The sequence below is a fragment of the Cyanobacteriota bacterium genome (genome assembly GCA_025054735.1).
GTDB lineage: Bacteria > Cyanobacteriota > Cyanobacteriia > SKYG9 > SKYG9 > SKYG9.
The window spans coordinates 1-3690 of sequence record JANWZG010000391.1 but is presented as its reverse complement, the minus strand read 5'-3'; the positions used below and the strand labels follow the sequence as shown (position 1 = coordinate 3690).

The 3690-nt window shown below is 46.1% G+C and carries 4 protein-coding genes; 3 read left to right on the top strand and 1 reads right to left on the bottom strand.

From position 1 onward, the window contains the following. Window positions 1–7: 7 nt before the first annotated feature. On the top strand, window positions 8–562 hold the full coding sequence (locus NZ772_15605; GenBank protein ID MCS6814980.1) for a thylakoid membrane photosystem I accumulation factor: 555 nt from the start codon (window positions 8–10) through the stop codon (window positions 560–562). Window positions 563–714: 152 nt separating this feature from the next. Here the strand turns inward: NZ772_15605 and NZ772_15600 are convergent, their stop codons facing one another. Next, complete coding sequence (locus NZ772_15600; GenBank protein MCS6814979.1) at window positions 715–1698, bottom strand: RNA polymerase sigma factor, RpoD/SigA family; 984 nt, start codon at window positions 1696–1698, stop codon at window positions 715–717. A gap of 1283 nt (window positions 1699–2981) precedes the next feature. Here NZ772_15600 and NZ772_15595 point away from each other — a divergent pair. Both NZ772_15595 and NZ772_15590 read left to right on the top strand, forming a co-directional pair. Beyond that, window positions 2982–3464, top strand: coding sequence for a TerB family tellurite resistance protein (locus tag NZ772_15595; protein MCS6814978.1), 483 nt, complete (start codon window positions 2982–2984; stop codon window positions 3462–3464). An 8-nt stretch (window positions 3465–3472) separates the two neighbouring features. Further along, a partial coding sequence (locus tag NZ772_15590; GenBank protein ID MCS6814977.1) for a hypothetical protein occupies window positions 3473–3690 on the top strand: 218 nt, incomplete at its 3' end.

Sequence of the window (3690 nt, the reverse complement as noted above, 5' to 3'; positions counted from 1 at the left end):
AGCCCTACTGACCCTAACCCTAGCATTAATTGTCTCATGGTGGTTGAGCCTGGGTGCGCCGACCGCCCTAGCAGGGTTACAGGACGATCGCTTCGATGGCAATATCTTTGCCCTGTATGCTGGGAATGGCTCCCTTGTACCACCAAGAGTCACCTTAGCCGATGCTCTCCAGCGCCATACACCCACATTGCTTGTACTTTATGTTGAAGATAGCAGCGACTGTAAACAATATTCGCCAGTCATTTCTCAACTGCAAGCATTCTATGGACGTGCTCTAGAATTTATTCCCATCAATGCTGACTCAATTCCACCCAAAGCTAGCTACGACCCTACAGAGCCAGGATACTACTACAACGGCCTAGTACCTAAAACGGTTATCTTTGATCGCACAGGCGCGATCGTCCTCAACGAACCAGGACAGCTACCGTTTGAAAAAATTGATGATATTCTGCGCCAAGTATTCGACTTACTGCCAAGGTCTGAGTCTGTGGAACTGCGCCGCCGACAGGTCAACGAAGTGAACGTTGAACTAACAACATCTAGCAGCACCTCGTCGAACTAGCAGCCGTGAAGCATATGAGCAACATGCTTATTAGCCTTATTAGGCCAAGTTATTAGGCCAACCATTCCCAGCTTCCACGTGGAATGCTAACAAAAAGGCTGAGGAATCAGGAATTCCCCAGCCTCGCACTACGCTTGAATATAGATACCTAGTTAACTCGCCAAGTATTCCCGCATGGTATGACGGCGACGACGCAGGTGATTAAGTGCTTGATGCTCCAACTGGCGCACCCGCTCGCGACTAATATTCATCCGCTCGCCTACCTTAGCTAGAGATAGCTCTCGTCCATCACTCAAACCGTAACGGAGGGTCATGACTTCCTGCTGTTGGGGTGTTAGCTCAGCCAACAGGTTGTGCAAATCTTGCCGCAAAAGTTCATGGGTAGTCTGCGATTCAGGAGAAGGCCCTGGATCTTCTAGTAAGTCTTGAAGTTCCGTATCCTGATTGTCGCCCACTCGCAATTCCAAGGAGATTGGTTGACGAGCCATACTCAGATATTCGCGGATTTGCGCAGGTGACAATTCCAAGGCTTCCGCTACCTCAGCCGCTGTAGGGCTACGGTGTAACACCTGTGCCAGCTCGCGCTGAGTTTTCTTGATTTTATTTAGCTTTTCCGTAATGTGGATAGGCAGACGGATTGATCGCGACTGCTGGGCAATTGCACGGGTGATTGCTTGACGGATCCACCAGTAGGCATAGGTGGAAAACTTGTAACCCATGGCTGGGTCAAACTTTTCTACGCCTCTCTCTAGCCCCAAGCTGCCTTCCTGAATCAAGTCCAGCAGTTCCATGTTGCGCTTCTGATATTTCTTTGCGATCGCAACCACGAGACGCAAATTTGCCTCAATCATTCTGCGCTTAGCCCGTTGGCCCTGATGTATTGCTTGGTGCAGTTCAGCCTCACTTAGCTTCGCTGCTGCTGCCCACTCATCCGCAGTTGGTTCTCGTTGCAGTTGCTGAGTTAACTCCTCCTTCACCTTAAGCAAATTCATCATACGGCTTACTTGCTTGCCGTAGACAACTTCTTGTTCACGAGTCAACAAAGGCACACGCCCAATCTCATGCAGATAGGTACGAATCATATCCGCATTAGCTGGAGGAGTAGCGGCCTTAGGTGTAGATTTGATGTTAGACATGGGCTTACAGTGAACTCAACAAAGATATCCAGATGTAGATGCAAAAATAAAGAGTTAGGTCAAAGTGGGGGATCTAATTCAGGAGTGTGGCCCCTTAAGTGTTGTTGGTAATAGCCGAGTCATTGAATACAACAGGTGAGTTAAAAGTTACGGTATCGAATCACAAAACTAGACAGATCTTGCAGATTTTTTATGAGTACCTCAGAGAGCAACGTGCTTAGCATTGTAATTACTGCTAACTGCCAGTCAGATTGAAAGCTACACGTCAGAAACTTAGACTCAAGAAAATGCTAAAAAGTTCTTGGAAGTTAGGTAAAAATTAGTCGTCGCAGATTAATCATCGTTAGCTGCTAATCAAAAATAGTGAAGTCAAACCAGTAGAAAAATCAGAATAGTGTCGGCATCAAATAATTCCTACATTAAAGTTCCCTGCAATAGCTTTACTGGTGGGATAATCAATAGATGGCCTTGATCAGTCGACTTTATGACATCTGCAAGTTGCCATTTGAACTCTGCACTAACCAAGAAAGAGAAAAAGTCAATATCTTGCATCGCTAATGGCTACTTTCTCCAAGCTCTCAGTCAACCTTTACTCAGACAGTTAGTAACCATTGCTGTAGTCGTTACCTGTGAAAACTGCTTCGGTGCCTAGACATTACTTCAGTCCAATCCTTTAAGAATCATCACCTTGGGAATCATTACCATAGTGGGTTAAAGTCCATAGCAATACATAATCCTCAAAGATTTACTACCTCATGACTCTAGGAACGGTTAACTACATTACAGCTTTGTCACCCTACAACCCACACCAAGCTCATCACTACAGATAGATTGACCAGAGACAATCTTCCAGTCACTACACTTTTCTTAAGATTTCTACACAAAGTTCAGAATTGTACTCTCAAGGATATACGGCAAAAACTCGTGAACGGTTCCCCCAAATGGGTGATTCCTCTAAATGATCCTGTCGTTACTCTCTATCATGCCCTGATTTCACTAAAATCAAAACAGGTGCAGTATGTAGGATAACCGAACGATTTTCTACTGTTTACACGCACTAATTACAGGTACTAAAGGCAATCAGGAATAATGGTAAGCGATCGCTGAAGGATAAAGCTTCTTAATGAGACAATGCCTTCATCTGTCTTCGATAACACAATCACCTCTATTTGTTAAGAGATTCCAATATTTGTTAAAGGATTCCCAAAATCCTCAGGTATTTGTAGACAGTGTGATAGCGTAACGATTACCTTACGGGATTTTATCGTTTTAGGAGAAATTCAATGTCGCTGCAACCTCCTCCCGGAATTACTCCCCGCCAGATGAACTTACTGCGCGTTGTAACTGCAATGGCTTGGTCAGATGGTCACTTGGCGACAGAAGAAATTGATGTGATGATCAGTCGGCTCAGTCAACTATTTGCTGGCAGTACTGAACAACAACAGCAGTTGCAAGCAGAACTGCGTGAATACATGGTGCAGAATCTACCTTTGGAGGAAGTTATTCCTAAACTGCAAACCCAGGAAGAGCGGGAGTTGGTCTTGCGTTTAGGCTATGAAGTGATTTGCTCTAGCGCACGCACACCAGATGAGCCGATCGTCAATGAGGAAGAGGCTGCGGCTTACCAGAACCTAGTGAACTTGTTGGGGTTACCTCCGGAGGTCGTGCAACGAGTAGAGGCTGACGTGAATGCCTCCCGTAGATCTACGGATGCAGTAAGTACTGTTGATACAGTAGTGGCAAACCTCCAGAGTTTCCTGAGTTAAGGGCTTGCATGGGCGATTGCCTCCTGATTTTTACACGCTATCCGACAGTTGGTAAGGTTAAGACTCGTCTAGTTCCCATATTGGGAGCTGAGGGTGCAGCGCGATTGCACCGAGAAATGACCGAGCACACGGTAGCTATTGCCCGTGCCGTTTGCTACATTCATCCCGTTAGGGTGTCCGTTTGGGTTGCCGGTAATGGTTTAGCATCAGTACCCCAGTGGCTGGG

Excerpts from the sequence above, each read along its gene's own strand:
- NZ772_15600 (MCS6814979.1), bottom strand. The coding sequence starts at position 1,698 with ATGTCTAACATCAAATCTACACCTAAGGCCGCTACTCCTCCAGCTAAT.
- NZ772_15595 (MCS6814978.1), top strand. The coding sequence starts at position 2,982 with ATGTCGCTGCAACCTCCTCCCGGAATTACTCCCCGCCAGATGAACTTA.